This is a genomic window from Escherichia sp. MOD1-EC6819, from assembly GCF_002965765.1.
Classification (GTDB): Bacteria; Pseudomonadota; Gammaproteobacteria; order Enterobacterales; family Enterobacteriaceae; genus Escherichia; species Escherichia ruysiae.
The window spans coordinates 19,765-34,883 of record NZ_PTRG01000015.1 but is presented as its reverse complement, the minus strand read 5'-3'; the positions used below and the strand labels follow the sequence as shown (position 1 = coordinate 34,883).

The 15,119-nt window shown below is 50.7% G+C and carries 15 protein-coding genes; 10 read left to right on the top strand and 5 right to left on the bottom strand.

Annotation, left to right across the window (positions count from 1 at the left end; genetic code table 11):
- Nucleotides 1-2: 2 nt before the first annotated feature.
- Nucleotides 3-767, bottom strand: a complete 765-nt coding sequence (locus A7Z06_RS19120) for a phosphodiester glycosidase family protein (RefSeq protein WP_000951199.1) — start codon at nt 765-767, stop codon at nt 3-5.
- Between the two features lie 161 nt (nt 768-928).
- Between A7Z06_RS19120 and ysgD the strand changes: the two genes are divergently transcribed.
- The 3 genes from ysgD to A7Z06_RS19105 all read left to right on the top strand — a co-directional run bounded on the left by ysgD (nt 929) and on the right by A7Z06_RS19105 (nt 3,011).
- Nucleotides 929-985 (top strand): YsgD/CorL family protein, encoded by a 57-nt coding sequence (gene ysgD / locus A7Z06_RS22150; RefSeq protein ID WP_212723238.1) that lies wholly within the window; start codon nt 929-931, stop codon nt 983-985.
- A gap of 151 nt (nt 986-1,136) precedes the next feature.
- On the top strand, nt 1,137-2,087 hold the full coding sequence (corA, locus tag A7Z06_RS19115) for a magnesium/cobalt transporter CorA (RefSeq protein ID WP_000947145.1): 951 nt from the start codon (nt 1,137-1,139) through the stop codon (nt 2,085-2,087).
- Between the two features lie 624 nt (nt 2,088-2,711).
- The gene (locus A7Z06_RS19105) at nt 2,712-3,011 is read left to right on the top strand and encodes a hypothetical protein (protein ID WP_000427365.1); all 300 of its coding nucleotides are present in this window, start codon (nt 2,712-2,714) and stop codon (nt 3,009-3,011) included.
- Between the two features lie 46 nt (nt 3,012-3,057).
- Here the strand turns inward: A7Z06_RS19105 and rarD are convergent, their stop codons facing one another.
- Nucleotides 3,058-3,945 (bottom strand): EamA family transporter RarD, encoded by an 888-nt coding sequence (gene rarD / locus A7Z06_RS19100; RefSeq protein WP_000379999.1) that lies wholly within the window; start codon nt 3,943-3,945, stop codon nt 3,058-3,060.
- A gap of 198 nt (nt 3,946-4,143) precedes the next feature.
- The gene (gene yigI, locus A7Z06_RS19095; protein ID WP_010345089.1) at nt 4,144-4,611 is read right to left on the bottom strand and encodes an acyl-CoA thioesterase YigI; all 468 of its coding nucleotides are present in this window, start codon (nt 4,609-4,611) and stop codon (nt 4,144-4,146) included.
- Between the two features lie 162 nt (nt 4,612-4,773).
- Between yigI and pldA the strand changes: the two genes are divergently transcribed.
- The 3 genes from pldA (at nt 4,774) to rhtC (ending at nt 8,289) form a co-directional block, all read left to right on the top strand.
- Entirely contained in the window at nt 4,774-5,643 is an 870-nt protein-coding gene (pldA, locus tag A7Z06_RS19090; RefSeq protein ID WP_001259600.1) for a phospholipase A, read from the top strand.
- 132 nt (nt 5,644-5,775) lie between these two features.
- Complete coding sequence (gene recQ / locus A7Z06_RS19085; protein ID WP_024165090.1) at nt 5,776-7,605, top strand: ATP-dependent DNA helicase RecQ; 1,830 nt, start codon at nt 5,776-5,778, stop codon at nt 7,603-7,605.
- Nucleotides 7,606-7,668: 63 nt separating this feature from the next.
- Nucleotides 7,669-8,289 (top strand): threonine export protein RhtC, encoded by a 621-nt coding sequence (gene rhtC / locus A7Z06_RS19080; protein ID WP_000928824.1) that lies wholly within the window; start codon nt 7,669-7,671, stop codon nt 8,287-8,289.
- Nucleotides 8,290-8,349: 60 nt separating this feature from the next.
- Here rhtC and rhtB read toward each other — a convergent pair whose 3' ends face one another.
- On the bottom strand, nt 8,350-8,970 hold the full coding sequence (gene rhtB / locus A7Z06_RS19075; protein ID WP_000142514.1) for a homoserine/homoserine lactone efflux protein: 621 nt from the start codon (nt 8,968-8,970) through the stop codon (nt 8,350-8,352).
- A 110-nt stretch (nt 8,971-9,080) separates the two neighbouring features.
- Between rhtB and pldB the strand changes: the two genes are divergently transcribed.
- The 3 genes from pldB to bioP all read left to right on the top strand — a co-directional run bounded on the left by pldB (nt 9,081) and on the right by bioP (nt 11,886).
- Nucleotides 9,081-10,103: a lysophospholipase L2 gene (pldB, locus tag A7Z06_RS19070; RefSeq protein ID WP_000487636.1), complete on the top strand. Its 1,023-nt coding sequence runs from the start codon at nt 9,081-9,083 to the stop codon at nt 10,101-10,103.
- Nucleotides 10,104-10,110: 7 nt separating this feature from the next.
- The gene (yigL, locus tag A7Z06_RS19065) at nt 10,111-10,911 is read left to right on the top strand and encodes a sugar/pyridoxal phosphate phosphatase YigL (protein ID WP_000285344.1); all 801 of its coding nucleotides are present in this window, start codon (nt 10,111-10,113) and stop codon (nt 10,909-10,911) included.
- A 75-nt stretch (nt 10,912-10,986) separates the two neighbouring features.
- Nucleotides 10,987-11,886: a biotin transporter gene (gene bioP, locus A7Z06_RS19060; RefSeq protein WP_001196252.1), complete on the top strand. Its 900-nt coding sequence runs from the start codon at nt 10,987-10,989 to the stop codon at nt 11,884-11,886.
- Here bioP and metR read toward each other — a convergent pair.
- The gene (metR, locus tag A7Z06_RS19055; RefSeq protein ID WP_000573620.1) at nt 11,774-12,727 is read right to left on the bottom strand and encodes an HTH-type transcriptional regulator MetR; all 954 of its coding nucleotides are present in this window, start codon (nt 12,725-12,727) and stop codon (nt 11,774-11,776) included. The genes bioP and metR overlap by 113 nt on opposite strands.
- 117 nt (nt 12,728-12,844) lie before the next feature.
- Here metR and metE point away from each other — a divergent pair, with 117 nt between their 5' ends.
- Nucleotides 12,845-15,106 carry a 5-methyltetrahydropteroyltriglutamate--homocysteine S-methyltransferase gene (gene metE, locus A7Z06_RS19050; RefSeq protein ID WP_000153923.1) on the top strand — a complete coding sequence of 754 codons (2,262 nt, stop codon included), beginning with the start codon at nt 12,845-12,847 and terminating at the stop codon, nt 15,104-15,106.
- The last annotated feature ends 13 nt before the right edge of the window (nt 15,107-15,119 follow it).

The window sequence follows — 15,119 nt, the reverse complement described above, 5'->3', positions numbered from 1 at the left end:
TTCTAACCTTTCCGCTCGACGGAAATCATGGTGACAAAAGGATAGCGTTGCCACGGGATTGCCCCGCCTTTCATATACATATGTGAAATCGTGCCATCAAGATAAAGCAGCTGCTCTACGTCCAGTTTCGCTTTGGCATAGCAGGCAAAATCATAAAAATTTGTCGCCTGCTGGCTAAGTAAAAACACGGCGTTCCCTTGTTTATTAATCCCTACTCCATTACGAATTTTGCGCGAGGCAACATTCGGGTGAATACGTGTATTTATGACCCCGTTTTCTAACAACATTGGTCCTGACTGCACCGCAAACTGAATTTCTTTACTTGCTTTAAATTCATCCAGAAGAACGATGCCGAATTTATCTCCCGCGACATAAAACACGCCGCCAGGACGGATAAAGAAGTTCCCTTCCCCTGAGGCGAGATTTAGCGCCACCTTCTGCTGACCGTTTTCGATGTACAAACCAAGCGGCGCATAGCTTTCATCATAGATGCCGCCGTTCATCACCATCTGAACCTGATCCTGACTATTAACATCAGCCAGCAGCGAATGTAACGTTCCCCACGCTTCGCCATTGGCTTTTTGCCAGTACATTTTCACCCGTTCGGTTTGAGGATTAACGGTATACGCCTGCACGGTCAGCGTCGGATCAGAGAGTACGCAGTCATCAGCGGCAACAGCAAATAAGGGGAGTAAGACGAGGGCGGGTAAAATCCGTTTGAGATTCAAGGTGATCATTCCTTTACCAATGAGTAGCCGATGCGCCATTATAGGTCCTGGATGTGTGATTTTTTTATCCTGTTAACGACCTTGACGAGTACCAAAAAGCGCGAAGTTCAACTATTGTTCTGTGGTGTTCCGTTGCGTGTTGACGGCAAAATTTTGCTGGCGTAACATGCGCGCACGATCACTCTAAGAGGACATTCGCCTTGGACACACCCAGTAGATACTGGCTCATTATCCTGTCATCCAGGATCAACTCCTAAGGCTATCCCTTTTTGCTGATAGCCTTAGCGGTTGTCAGCGACCTCAATTTTTCCCGTCGCGCTGAGTCAGGCTGTTTAATGGTCTGAAACCCAATTTGTTTCTGTGTGCCCACCGAACTGTCCGATATTTTAAGCATTGGGAGTCCCGGTCATGCTGAGCGCATTTCAACTGGAAAATAACCGACTGACCCGGCTGGAAGTCGAAGAGTCACAACCCCTTGTAGATGCAGTATGGATTGATCTTGTCGAACCGGATGACGACGAGCGACTGCGCGTACAATCTGAACTTGGTCAGAGCCTGGCAACTCGCCCGGAACTGGAAGACATCGAAGCATCGGCGCGTTTCTTTGAAGACGACGACGGCCTGCATATTCACTCCTTCTTCTTCTTTGAAGATGCGGAAGATCACGCCGGTAACTCCACTGTGGCATTTACTATCCGCGATGGTCGCCTGTTTACCCTGCGTGAGCGTGAGCTGCCTGCATTCCGTCTGTATCGTATGCGCGCCCGTAGCCAGTCAATGGTTGACGGTAACGCCTACGAGCTGCTGCTGGATCTGTTCGAAACCAAAATCGAACAGCTGGCGGATGAAATTGAAAACATCTACAGCGATCTGGAGCAGTTGAGCCGGGTAATTATGGAGGGGCATCAGGGCGATGAGTACGACGAGGCGCTCTCCACGCTGGCGGAACTGGAAGATATCGGCTGGAAAGTTCGTCTGTGTCTGATGGATACCCAGCGCGCGCTCAACTTCCTGGTGCGCAAGGCGCGTTTACCTGGCGGGCAACTGGAGCAGGCGCGTGAAATTCTGCGAGATATCGAATCCCTGCTGCCGCATAACGAATCCCTGTTCCAGAAGGTAAACTTCCTGATGCAGGCGGCGATGGGCTTTATCAACATCGAGCAGAACCGCATCATCAAAATCTTCTCGGTGGTATCCGTCGTGTTCCTGCCGCCAACGCTGGTTGCTTCCAGCTACGGGATGAACTTTGAGTTTATGCCGGAACTGAAGTGGAGCTTCGGCTACCCAGGCGCGATTATCTTTATGATCCTCGCGGGCCTGGCACCATATCTGTACTTTAAGCGGAAGAACTGGTTGTAACTATACGATGTCGCTGTGAGTAAGTTAGTGTGCTGACAGCGACATTTTAGCCGAGGGAATCGCAGATAACATAATTGTTGTGAATAATATCCATGCCACGTTGAGTTGGACGCTTAATGAATCACAACTCACCCCTTCTATTACAGCATGAACAATAGAAAACAGTGTCAAACTCAATGAAATCAATACGAAATAGATTGCCTTACACCCAGTATCTCTTATTCTTTTAGCCCCAATATTAATGTTTATATATGTGTTGGCGATGACCAACACAAAACTCAACATCAGGTTGATATCATTCAGCGTTATTAATGTTATCCAGGATATTAAGGTATAAATAATAAATTTCAGGCGTGATAAACGTTCATCCCGTGATGGGTATAATATAGTTTCAATAAATGATTTAATCATTGTTATATTTTCGTTTATATAGGTAATTGTTTTAGTATATATTCATTTTTTTGAAAAGTAACTTTATATAATGTTCATCAGTTCTTATGTTGATAACGCTACAGTACTGGTTTAGGATGCGTGAGTTTCATTCAGAGCATGATATAGATTTAATTAAATATCATTAAATGCTATTTTTTTCTGTTAATAATATTTTTGGTGAATGGATTCCATATGGAAAATGGTAACTTTTGGCAGTTGTTCTTGGGTAAAGAACCTTACAGCAAAAAATCTGATTTTGTTAAGGCGTGGTTATTGTGGTGGGTTATTGCCATCTTCGTTCTATTTATTTTAAGCCTAACTACGACATTAAATTTAAGAAGTATAGGCGTAGGGTTAAGTTTTGGGTTTTGTCAAATCCTTGGTAGATATACAATGTCTCTAGGATGGAGTAAGTACTGGGGAGTTTTGGGTATATTTCCTGTAACAAACATTGTTCTTTTTCTTATCTTAATTTTTTTCAAAAAAAGATAGATAAGTCAGCGGGTAGGCTTTTTAAATGGCCTACCCACTTTAATGCTTAACTTTTTCGACGCTGCGTATAAATCGCATCCATCACAAAAATTGCCAGCGCCACCCAAATAAAGGTGAAAGTCACCATCTTATCGGCACCCGGTTTTTCACCATAAAACGTCACTGCCAGCAGGAACATCAGCGTCGGGCCAATATACTGGAAAAAGCCTAACGTTGAGAGACGCAAGCGCGTGGCAGCGGCGGTGAAACACAACAGCGGTACAGTGGTGACAACACCAGCGGCGATCAGCAGTAAATTTAGCGACATCGGGTTTTGCCCCATATGGCTGGTAGAACTATCAGCAATAGCAAACAGGTAAATCGCCGCCACGGGCAGCAACCACATGGTTTCAATTAACATGCCGGTTTGTGCTTCTACCGCAATCTTCTTGCGTACCAGGCCGTAGAAGGCAAAACTAAATGCCAGTCCCAGCGCGATGATTGGCAGCGAACCAAAAGTCCAGAGCTGGACCAGCACACCACAAATCGCCAGAATCACTGCCAGCCATTGCATCCGGCGGAATCGCTCGCCGAGGAAAATCATCCCCAGCAATATATTCACCAGTGGATTAATAAAGTATCCAAGGCTGGCCTCCAGCATATGGTGATTGTTCACTGCCCAGATAAACAGTAACCAGTTGCCACCAATTAGCACAGCAGAGACTGCCAGCATAAATATTTTCTTCGGCGTCTGAATCAGGGTTTTTAAATAGGACCACTGGCGGCTGATGCTCATCAACACCACCATAAAGAAAAACGACCAGATTACACGATGCGTCAGGATCTCATCAGCAGGTACGTAATAAATCAGTTTGAAGTACGCAGGTGCAATACCCCAAATAAAATAAGCGGCAAGAGCGAGTAATACGCCCTGCCGCGTTTGTTTTGTATCCATTGGAAAACTCATTTTTTGTTGTTAATTGCAGTTTACCTGCTCAGATGGCTGACAAAGTGCGCTTTGTTCATGCCTTACCCAACCTACAAAAGAATGCAAATTCAATACATTGCATTTCTCTGGTAGACCAGATAAGCGTAGCGCATCAGGCAATTTGCGTTTGTCATCAGTTTAAGCAGTTTACCTGCTTTTAGATTTTCAACCTACCATATAGGTGGCGGTAGCACTGGCAATATAAATCTGTTCTTCATTGTGCAGTTCGACACGGGCGACGGCGACTTTATTACCCGCACGTAACAGGCTACTGGTGGCTGTAAAACGCTCACCCCTGCCTGGACGCAGATAATCGACGCGAAGATCTATGGTTCCCATCCGCGATAGCCGCTGGCGCAGTTCATCTTCATTAATGGTTTCGTGACGCGTTAAAGTGCTGCCTACACATACCAGGCCAGCGGCGACATCCAGCGCCGACGCAATCACCCCGCCGTGCAAAATACTTTGCGCCCAGTTACCGACCATCATTGGCTGATTATTAAAGGCCAGCTGCGCAAATTCTTTTTCGTAACGCTCCAGTTCCATCCCCAATGCCCGGTTAAACGGCATGTGATAGACAAACATTTCACCCACTAATTTCAGGGCTTGTTCAGCGGTCAGTACGGCAGACATATCATCCTTACACTTCAATAGTTAATGAAATGTTGATTTTATGCTTCTTTGTTGTTGGTTTCTACTTTAGGAAGGGATAACTAACGGCAATTGAGTTAAGTATGTAGAATAGCCTGCAGAAATATTCATCTAATCAATAATTCGTCACGGAGAACATGACCGATGCGGACTCTTCTGGGCTGGTTGTTGCCTGTATATATGCTGCCGCTGGCGGTACATGCACAAGAGGCAACGGTGAAAGAGGTGCATGATGCGCCTGTTGTGCGCGGTAGTATTATCGCCAATATGTTGCAGGAACATGATAATCCTTTCACCCTTTATCCTTATGACACCAACTACATCATCTATACCCAGACCAGCGATCTGAATAAAGAAGCGATTGCCAGTTACGACTGGGCAGAAAACGCGCGTAAGGATGAAGTAAAGTTCCAGTTAAGTCTGGCGTTTCCGCTTTGGCGTGGGATTTTGGGAGCAAACTCTGTACTGGGTGCGTCTTACACCCAGAAATCCTGGTGGCAGCTTTCTAATAGCGAAGAGTCATCGCCGTTTCGTGAAACTAATTACGAACCGCAATTATTCCTCGGTTTTGCTACCGATTACCGCTTTGCTGGCTGGACACTGCGCGATGTGGAAATGGGCTACAACCACGATTCAAACGGGCGATCTGACCCGACGTCCCGTAGCTGGAACCGTATCTATACCCGCCTGATGGCAGAAAACGGCAACTGGCTGGTGGAAGTCAAACCGTGGTATGTAGTGGGTAATACAGACGATAACCCGGATATCACCAAATATATGGGGTACTACCAGCTTAAAATCGGCTACCACCTGGGTGATGCCGTATTGAGCGCGAAAGGACAGTACAACTGGAACACCGGTTACGGTGGTGCGGAGTTAGGCTTAAGTTACCCGATCACCAAACATGTGCGACTTTATACCCAAGTCTACAGCGGTTACGGCGAATCGCTCATCGACTATAACTTTAACCAGACCCGCGTCGGTGTGGGGGTTATGCTAAACGACTTGTTTTGATGAACGGTTGAGTGGTTGGCAAATCTGGAATCCAGCATCCAGTATTACCCTCTCAGAAACTAAAAGCATTGCAGTTTCTTGCGCAGGCGCTGAAAATAGCGCCTGTTTTTATTTCAGGCAATTGGGGTGAATGTGGCGCAGGCGGAAGTGTTGAATCTGGAGTTCGGAGCTAAACAGGTTTTACAAGAAACCTTTGGCTACCAACAGTTTCGCCCCGGTCAGGAAGAAATTATCGACACCGTACTTTCCGGTCGCGATTGCCTCGTCGTCATGCCAACTGGCGGCGGAAAATCCCTGTGCTATCAAATCCCTGCGTTGTTATTGAACGGTCTTACTGTCGTTGTTTCACCGCTAATTTCGTTGATGAAAGATCAGGTGGATCAACTGCAAGCCAACGGTGTGGCGGCGGCGTGCCTTAACTCGACGCAGAACCGCGAGCAGCAGCTTGAAGTGATGACAGGCTGCCGTACCGGGCAAATTCGCCTGCTATATATCGCGCCGGAACGCCTGATGCTGGATAACTTCCTTGAGCATCTGGCGCACTGGAATCCTGTCTTATTAGCCGTTGATGAAGCGCATTGTATTTCCCAATGGGGTCACGATTTCCGCCCGGAATATGCCGCGCTCGGCCAGTTGCGCCAGCGTTTCCCGACGCTGCCGTTTATGGCGCTAACCGCTACTGCCGATGACACCACGCGGCAAGATATCGTGCGCCTGCTGGGGCTTAATGATCCGCTGATCCAAATCAGTAGTTTTGACCGCCCGAATATTCGCTACATGTTGATGGAGAAATTTAAACCACTCGATCAACTGATGCGTTACGTTCAGGAACAACGCGGTAAGTCGGGGATTATTTACTGCAATAGCCGTGCGAAAGTAGAAGACACCGCTGCGCGCCTGCAAAGTCGGGGTATTAGCGCAGCGGCGTATCACGCAGGGCTGGAAAATGATGTCCGTGCCGACGTGCAGGAAAAATTCCAGCGTGATGACCTGCAAATCGTGGTGGCTACCGTGGCCTTCGGTATGGGCATCAACAAACCTAACGTCCGCTTCGTGGTGCACTTTGATATTCCGCGCAATATTGAATCCTATTATCAGGAAACAGGTCGCGCCGGGCGTGACGGCCTGCCCGCAGAAGCGATGCTGTTTTACGATCCAGCAGATATGGCGTGGTTGCGCCGCTGTCTGGAAGAAAAGCCGCAGGGGCAACTACAGGATATCGAGCGCCATAAACTGAATGCGATGGGCGCGTTTGCCGAAGCGCAAACCTGTCGTCGTCTGGTACTGCTGAACTACTTTGGCGAAGGGCGTCAGGAACCGTGTGGGAACTGCGATATCTGCCTCGATCCGCCGAAACAATACGATGGTTCAACCGATGCGCAGATTGCGCTTTCTACCATTGGTCGTGTGAATCAGCGGTTTGGTATGGGCTATGTGGTGGAAGTGATTCGCGGCGCTAATAATCAGCGTATCCGCGACTATGGCCATGACAAACTGAAAGTTTACGGCATGGGGCGTGATAAAAGTCATGAACACTGGGTGAGCGTGATCCGCCAACTGATTCACCTCGGTCTGGTGACGCAAAATATCGCCCAGCATTCTGCGCTACAACTGACAGAGGCCGCGCGTCCGGTGCTGCGTGGCGAATCCTCTTTGCAACTCGCCGTGCCGCGTATTGTGGCACTCAAACCGAAAGCGATGCAGAAATCCTTCGGCGGCAATTATGATCGCAAACTGTTCGCCAAATTACGCAAACTACGTAAATCGATTGCCGATGAAAGCAATGTTCCGCCGTATGTGGTGTTTAACGATGCGACACTGATTGAGATGGCAGAGCAAATGCCGATTACCGCCAGCGAAATGTTGAGTGTAAACGGTGTCGGGATGCGCAAGCTGGAACGCTTTGGTAAACCGTTTATGACGCTGATTCGCGCTCATGTCGACGGCGATGACGAAGAGTAGTCAACGGCATAAAAAAGTGCCAAGATGAACATTCCGTAAACGTTTTCCCCGCGAGTCAAATGTATGTTGATGTTATTTCTCACCGTTGCCATGGTGCACATTGTGGCGCTTATGAGCCCCGGCCCCGATTTCTTTTTTGTCTCTCAGACCGCCGTTAGTCGTTCCCGTAAAGAAGCGATGATGGGCGTGCTGGGCATTACCTGCGGCGTAATGGTCTGGGCAGGAATCGCGCTGCTTGGCCTGCATCTGATTATCGAAAAAATGGCCTGGCTGCATACGCTAATTATGGTTGGCGGTGGCCTGTATCTTTGCTGGATGGGTTACCAGATGCTGCGCGGTGCGCTGAAAAAAGAGGCTGTTTCTGCGCCGGCACCACAAGTCGAGCTGGCGAAAAGCGGGCGCAGTTTCCTGAAAGGCTTACTGACCAATCTCGCCAATCCGAAAGCGATTATCTACTTTGGCTCGGTGTTCTCATTGTTTGTCGGTGATAACGTCGGTACTACCGCGCGCTGGGGCATTTTCGCGCTGATTATTGTCGAAACGCTGGCGTGGTTTACCGTTGTTGCCAGCCTGTTTGCGCTACCGCAAATGCGCCGGGGTTATCAACGTCTGGCGAAGTGGATCGACGGTTTTGCCGGGGCGTTATTTGCCGGATTTGGCATTCATTTGATTATTTCGCGTTGATGCCAGACGCATCATCAGAGTTGGTCGGATAAGGCGTTTACGCCGCATCCGACATTATTTTCAGGCATGTCTTGCCGATGCCAACAGCGCCCCCACCAGCATAAATAGCGAGCCGAATATCTTATTCAGCGCCTTCATCTGCTTCGGCCCTTTAATCCAGAGAGCGATTCGTTGGGCGAGGGTGGCGTAACCGATCATCACAATAATATCGACCACAATAGTGGTGACGCCGAGCACAATATACTGCATCAGTTGCGGTTGCTGCGGCATGATGAATTGCGGAAATAGCGCCGCCAGAAACACAATACTTTTGGGATTAGTAAGATTCACAAACACTGACCGCTGGAACAGGTGGCGGCGCGATTGGGTAGGCGTCAGCGATTTAAGATCAATTGCACCAGCGGCGCGCCACTGCTGTATTCCCAGCCAAATCAGGTAAGCCGCGCCTGCCCACTTCAACACTTCAAAAGCAATAACCGAGCGGGAAAATAGTGTCCCCAAACCCACGCCAACCAGCACAATATGAATCGCCAGTCCGGTCTGAAGCCCTGCAATAGACGCCACCGCGCCGCGATAACCGTGGTTGAGCGAAGTGGTCATGGTGTTGATTGCGCCAGAGCCTGGCGAGAGGCTTAAAATGATCGATGTCAGTAAGTAGGCGAACCACCATTCAAAGGTCATGGGAATCTCCCGGATAGTCTATTTTTGTGCCACAATACGCTACTGTCGCAGCGTTGTGTCAGGCACGCTTAAAAAAACGATTTTACGTGGTTTAAGAGGCAGATTACCCGATGTTTCAGCAGCAAAAAGACTGGGAAACAAGAGAAAAAGCGTTTGCTGCTTTTACGATGGGGCCACTGACTGACTTCTGGCGTCAGCGGGACGAAGCAGAGTTTATCGGCGTGGATGACATTCCGGTGCGTTTTGTCCGCTTTCGCGCTCAACAACATGATCGGGTGGTCGTCATTTGTCCGGGGCGTATTGAGAGCTATGTAAAGTATGCGGAGCTGGCCTACGACCTGTTCCATCTGGGGTTTGATGTGTTAATCATCGACCATCGCGGTCAGGGGCGTTCCGGTCGGCTGTTAGCCGATCCGCATCTTGGTCATGTTAATCGCTTTAATGATTATGTTGATGATCTGGCGGCGTTCTGGCAACAAGAAGTTCAGCCTGGTCCGTGGCGTAAACGCTATATACTGGCGCACTCGATGGGCGGTGCAATCTCCACGCTGTTTCTGCAACGTCACCCTGGTGTGTGCGATGCCATTGCGCTAACTGCGCCAATGTTTGGGATTGTGATTCGTATGCCATCATTTATGGCGCGGCAGATCCTTAACTGGGCAGAAGCGCATCCACGTTTTCGTGATGGCTATGCGATTGGCACCGGGCGCTGGCGCGCGCTGCCGTTTACCATCAATGTACTGACCCACAGCAGGCAACGATATCGACGTAATTTACGTTTCTATGCTGATGACCCAACGATTCGCGTCGGTGGGCCGACCTACCATTGGGTACGCGAAAGTATTCTGGCCGGCGAACAGGTGTTAGCCGGTGCGGGTGATGACGCCACGCCAACGCTTCTCTTGCAGGCTGAAGAGGAACGCGTGGTGGATAACCGTATGCACGACCGTTTTTGTGAACTCCGCGCCGCAGCGGGTCATCCTGTAGAAGGGGAGCGACCGCTGGTAATTAAAGGTGCGTACCATGAGATCCTTTTTGAAAAGGACGCAATGCGCTCAGTCGTGCTCCACGCCATCGTTGAATTTTTCAACCGGCATAACTCACCCAGCGGAAATCGCTCTATAGAGGTTTAAATTTCTTATGTATCAGGTTGTTGCGTCTGATTTAGATGGTACGTTACTTTCTCCCGACCATACGTTATCCCCTTACGCCAAAGAAACCCTGAAACTGCTCACCGCGCGTGGCATCAACTTTGTGTTTGCGACGGGTCGCCACCACGTCGACGTGGGTCAGATTCGCGATAATCTGGAGATTAAGTCTTACATGATTACCTCCAATGGCGCGCGCGTGCACGATCTGGATGGTAATCTGATTTTCGCGCATAACCTGGATCATGACATTGCCAGCGACCTGTTTGGCGTGGTCAACGACAACCCGGACATCATTACTAATGTTTATCGTGATGATGAATGGTTTATGAATCGCCACCGTCCGGAGGAGATGCGCTTTTTTAAAGAAGCAGTATTTAAATATGCGCTGTATGAGCCGGGTTTGCTGGAGCCGGAAGGCGTCAGCAAAGTGTTCTTCACCTGCGACTCCCATGAAAAATTGTTACCGCTGGAGCAAGCAATCAATGCTCGCTGGGGCGATCGCGTCAACGTCAGTTTCTCTACTTTGACTTGTCTGGAAGTGATGGCTGGCGGCGTTTCTAAAGGTCATGCGCTGGAAGCGGTGGCGAAGAAATTGGGCTACAGTCTGAAGGATTGCATTGCGTTTGGTGACGGGATGAACGACGCCGAAATGCTGTCGATGGCGGGGAAAGGCTGCATTATGGGCAGTGCGCACCAGCGCCTGAAAGATCTGCATCCGGAGCTGGAAGTGATTGGCACTAACGCCGAAGACGCGGTGCCGCATTATCTGCGTAAGCTCTATTTATCGTAATCGTTCTTTATTTGGTCAGTTGTCAACCTAATACTTCGCTACAATGGATACTCGTTAATCAAAGAGTTTTCCATTGTGGCGCTACTTATCATCACCACGATTCTGTGGGCCTTCTCCTTTAGCTTTTATGGCGAGTACCTTGCGGGGCACGTCGACAGCTATTTTTCGGTGCTGGTACGCGTTGGTCTGGCGGCACTCGTTTTTCTGCCGTTTCTGCGTACCCGTGGCAATAGCCTGAAAACCATTGGCCTGTATATGCTGGTGGGCGCGATGCAACTTGGCATTATGTATATGCTGAGTTTCCGCGCCTATCTCTACCTGACGGTCTCTGAACTGCTGCTGTTTACCGTGCTGACGCCGCTCTACATCACGCTGATTTATGACATTATGAGCAGACGTCGTCTGCGCTGGGGTTATGCGTTCAGCGCGTTACTGGCGGTGATTGGTGCCGGGATTATTCGCTATGATCAGGTCACCGACCATTTCTGGACTGGCCTGCTGCTGGTGCAGCTCTCCAATATCACCTTTGCGATTGGCATGGTGGGTTATAAACGCCTGATGGAAACCCGCCCGATGCCGCAGCACAACGCCTTTGCGTGGTTCTATCTCGGCGCGTTCCTGGTGGCGGTGATTGCATGGTTCTTGCTGGGCAATACGCAGAAAATGCCGGAAACAACGCTGCAATGGAGCATTCTGGTATTTCTTGGCGTGGTGGCTTCAGGGATTGGCTACTTTATGTGGAACTACGGCGCGACGCAGGTGGACGCCGGAACGCTGGGTATTATGAATAATATGCACGTTCCGGCAGGGCTGCTGGTTAACCTGGCTATCTGGCATCAACAGCCGAACTGGCCAACGTTTATTACAGGCGCGCTGGTGATCCTGGCCTCACTGTGGGTGCATCGGAAGTGGGTCGCTCCGCGCTCTTTACAAACGGCAGATGATCGCAGGCGTGATTGCGTGCCGAGCGAATAAACGCTTCTGTCACTGGCTGACGCTGCTCGCCATCGCGCACGGCGGCGTATAGTCGGCTCCACAGGCCTTCGCCCAGGGTTTTGGTCACCACCAGACCCTGGCGCTCAAAACTCTCCACCACCCAATGCGGCAGAGCGGCAATACCCATCCGCGCGGCAACCATCTGAATCAACAATAAGGTGTTATCGACGCTTTTCAGTGACGGGCTGACGCCTGCCGGCTGAAGAAAATGGCGCCAGACATCCAGTCGGCTGCGCTGCACCGGATAAATCAGCAGCGTTTCGCTGGCGAGATCTTCCGGTGTGATTCGCGTTTTCGCCGCCAGTGGGTGGTCAGGTGCTAACACCAGACGCACCTCATAATCGAACATCGGCGAATAATGCAGGCCACTGCGCGGCAGAATATCGGAGGTCATCACCAGATCCAGCTCGCCCTGCTGCAACGCAGGCTGCGGGTCAAACGTTACGCCTGATTTAAAATCCATCTCGACCTGCGGCCAGTTCTTATGGAAATTTTCTAACGCGGGTGTCAGCCACTGAATACAGCTATGGCACTCAATGGCAATACGCAGGCGCGTTTGCTGCGGTTCATTGCAGGCTTGCAGTGCCTGACTGATTTGCGGCAGTACCTGGTTTGCCAGTTGCAATAGGATTTCTCCCTGCGGCGTAAAACGTAGCGGCTGGCTTTTACGCACAAATAGCCGGAAGCCAAGGCGTTGTTCCAGATCGCTAAACTGGTGAGACAGGGCGGATTGCGTCTGATGCAACGTCGCCGCAGCGGCTGCGAGCGAGCCGCAATTCCGCAACGCTTGTAGCGTTTTCAGGTGTTTTACTTCGATCATGAAAGTCCTTCACTTCGGCATGAATAATTTGCGCTTGAGGAATATACAGTAACCGCCAATTATGGATGTGTAAACATCTGGACGGCTAAATGCTAAAAATTCCATAAGGGGCATATAATGACAATTCTTAATCACACCCTCGGTTTCCCTCGCGTTGGCCTGCGTCGCGAGCTGAAAAAAGCGCAAGAAAGTTATTGGGCGGGGAACTCCACGCGTGAAGAATTACTGGCAGTAGGGCGTGAATTGCGTGCTCGTCACTGGGATCAACAAAAGCAGGCGGGTATCGACCTGCTGCCGGTGGGCGATTTTGCCTGGTACGATCATGTTCTGACCACCAGCCTGCTGCTGGGTAACGTTCCGGCGCGTCATCAGAATAAAGACGGTTCGGTGGATATCGACACCCTGTTCCGTATTGGTCGCGGTCGTGCGCCAACTGGTGAACCTGCGGCGGCGGCAGAAATGACCAAATGGTTTAACACCAACTATCACTACATGGTGCCGGAATTCGTTAAAGGCCAACAGTTCAAACTGACCTGGACGCAGCTGCTGGAGGAAGTGGACGAGGCGCTGGCGCTGGGCCACAACGTTAAGCCTGTGCTGCTGGGGCCGGTTACCTGGCTGTGGCTGGGGAAAGTGAAAGGTGAACAGTTTGACCGCCTTAGCCTGCTGAACGACATTCTGCCGGTTTATCAGCAAGTGCTGGCAGAGCTGGCAAAACGCGGCATCGAGTGGGTACAGATTGATGAACCGGCGCTGGTGCTGGAACTGCCGCAGGCGTGGCTGGACGCATACAAACCCGCCTACGACGCGCTCCAGGGCCAGGTGAAACTGCTGCTGACCACCTATTTTGAAGGTGTAACGCCAAACCTCGACACGATTACGGCGCTGCCTGTTCAGGGTCTGCATGTCGACCTCATTCATGGCAAAGATGATGTAGCAGAACTGCACAAGCGCCTGCCTTCTGACTGGCTGCTGTCTGCCGGACTGGTCAATGGTCGTAACGTCTGGCGCGCCGATCTCACCGAGAAATATGCACAAATTAAAGACATTGTCGGCAAACGTGATTTGTGGGTGGCATCTTCCTGCTCGCTGCTGCATAGCCCTATCGACCTGAGCGTGGAAACGCGTCTTGATGCAGAAGTGAAAAGCTGGTTTGCCTTCGCCCTGCAAAAATGTCATGAACTGGCTCTACTGCGCGATGCGCTGAACAGTGGTGATACGGCAGCTCTGGCAGAGTGGAGCGCCCCGATTCAGGCGCGTCGTCACTCTACCCGCGTACATAATCCGGCGGTAGAAAAGCGTCTGGCGGCGATTACCGCCCAGGACAGCCAGCGTGCGAACGTTTATGAAGTGCGTGCTGAAGCCCAGCGTGCGCGTTTTAAACTGCCAGCCTGGCCGACCACCACGATTGGTTCCTTCCCGCAAACCACGGAAATTCGTACCCTGCGTCTGGATTTCAAAAAGGGTAATCTCGACGCCAACAACTACCGCACGGGCATTGCGGAACATATCAAGCAGGCCATTGTTGAGCAGGAACGTTTAGGACTGGATGTGCTGGTACATGGCGAGGCTGAGCGTAATGACATGGTGGAATACTTTGGTGAGCACCTCGACGGTTTTGTCTTTACGCAAAACGGTTGGGTACAGAGCTACGGTTCCCGCTGCGTGAAGCCACCGATTGTTATTGGTGACGTTAGCCGCCCGGCACCGATCACCGTGGAGTGGGCGAAGTATGCGCAATCGCTGACCGACAAACCGGTAAAAGGGATGCTGACCGGCCCGGTGACCATTCTTTGCTGGTCATTCCCGCGCGAAGACGTCAGCCGTGAAACCATTGCCAAACAAATTGCGCTGGCGCTGCGTGATGAAGTGGCCGATCTGGAAGCCGCTGGAATTGGCATCATCCAGATTGATGAACCGGCGCTGCGCGAAGGTTTACCGCTGCGTCGCAGCGACTGGGACGCCTATCTCCAGTGGGGCGTGGAAGCTTTCCGTATCAACGCCGCCGTGGCGAAGGATGAAACGCAGATCCACACTCACATGTGTTATTGCGAGTTCAACGACATCATGGATTCGATTGCGGCGCTGGATGCTGACGTCATCACTATCGAAACCTCGCGTTCCGACATGGAGTTGCTGGAGTCATTCGAAGAGTTTGATTATCCGAATGAAATCGGTCCAGGCGTCTATGACATTCACTCGCCAAACGTACCGAGCGTGGAATGGATTGAAGCCCTGCTGAAGAAAGCGGCAAAACGCATTCCGGCAGAGCGCCTGTGGGTCAACCCGGACTGCGGCCTGAAAACGCGCGGCTGGCCAGAAACCCGCGCGGCACTGGCGAACATGGTGCAGGCGGCGCAGAATTTGCGTCGGGGATAAACTCCAAACCGGG

Bases quoted from the DNA above. Each gene is read 5' to 3' on its own strand.
- A7Z06_RS19105 (WP_000427365.1), top strand. From the start codon at position 2,712: ATGGAAAATGGTAACTTTTGGCAGTTGTTCTTGGGTAAAGAACCTTAC.
- pldB (WP_000487636.1), top strand. From the start codon at position 9,081: ATGTTTCAGCAGCAAAAAGACTGGGAAACAAGAGAAAAAGCGTTTGCT.
- metR (WP_000573620.1), bottom strand. From the start codon at position 12,727: ATGATCGAAGTAAAACACCTGAAAACGCTACAAGCGTTGCGGAATTGC.
- A7Z06_RS19120 (WP_000951199.1), bottom strand. From the start codon at position 767: ATGGCGCATCGGCTACTCATTGGTAAAGGAATGATCACCTTGAATCTC.
- rarD (WP_000379999.1), bottom strand. From the start codon at position 3,945: ATGGATACAAAACAAACGCGGCAGGGCGTATTACTCGCTCTTGCCGCT.
- pldA (WP_001259600.1), top strand. From the start codon at position 4,774: ATGCGGACTCTTCTGGGCTGGTTGTTGCCTGTATATATGCTGCCGCTG.
- rhtB (WP_000142514.1), bottom strand. From the start codon at position 8,970: ATGACCTTTGAATGGTGGTTCGCCTACTTACTGACATCGATCATTTTA.
- corA (WP_000947145.1), top strand. From the start codon at position 1,137: ATGCTGAGCGCATTTCAACTGGAAAATAACCGACTGACCCGGCTGGAA.
- yigL (WP_000285344.1), top strand. From the start codon at position 10,111: ATGTATCAGGTTGTTGCGTCTGATTTAGATGGTACGTTACTTTCTCCC.
- rhtC (WP_000928824.1), top strand. From the start codon at position 7,669: ATGTTGATGTTATTTCTCACCGTTGCCATGGTGCACATTGTGGCGCTT.
- yigI (WP_010345089.1), bottom strand. From the start codon at position 4,611: ATGTCTGCCGTACTGACCGCTGAACAAGCCCTGAAATTAGTGGGTGAA.
- metE (WP_000153923.1), top strand. From the start codon at position 12,845: ATGACAATTCTTAATCACACCCTCGGTTTCCCTCGCGTTGGCCTGCGT.